The sequence below is a fragment of the Paracraurococcus ruber genome (assembly GCF_004353985.1).
In the GTDB taxonomy this organism is placed as follows: domain Bacteria; phylum Pseudomonadota; class Alphaproteobacteria; order Acetobacterales; family Acetobacteraceae; genus Paracraurococcus; species Paracraurococcus ruber.
The window spans coordinates 1-482 of record NZ_SMOA01000691.1; the positions used below are offsets into that span (position 1 = coordinate 1).

A 482-nucleotide genomic window follows, 5' to 3' on the forward strand; every position below is an offset into this window, starting at 1 on the left:
GGCTGCGGCTGCGGCATGACGTGCTGGCGCCGGCTGCGCGATTGGCAGGAAGCTGGTGTGTGGGACCGCCTGCAGCGTGCGCTCCTTGACCGCCTCGGGCGGCGTAACGCCATCGACTTTCAGCGCGCCGCCCTCGACAGCGCATCGGTTGCGGCAAAAAGGGGGGCGCGCAGACGGGGCCGAACCCGACGGATCGGGGCAAGCCGGGCTCGAAGCGCCACATCCTCACCGATGCCAATGGCATCCCGCTCGCGGTTCGCCTGACAGCCGCCAACGTGCACGACAGCAGGATGCTGGAGGAGGTGGTCGATGCCGTGCCGCCGATCCGGCAGCCCTGGGGCAGGTCGCGCAAGCGGCCCGGCAAGTTGCACGCCGACAAGGCCTACGATCACCGCCGCTGCCGCCGGGCCCTGACCCGCCGCGGCATCCAGCCGCGCATCGCACGCCGCGGCATCGAGAGCAGCGCCAGGCTGGGTCGACAT

The 482-nt window shown here is 71.6% G+C and carries 1 pseudogene; it reads left to right on the top strand.

The window, feature by feature from the left end:
• Positions 1-482 (top strand): annotated as a pseudogene (locus tag E2C05_RS32465) (IS5 family transposase); the annotation flags it as partial.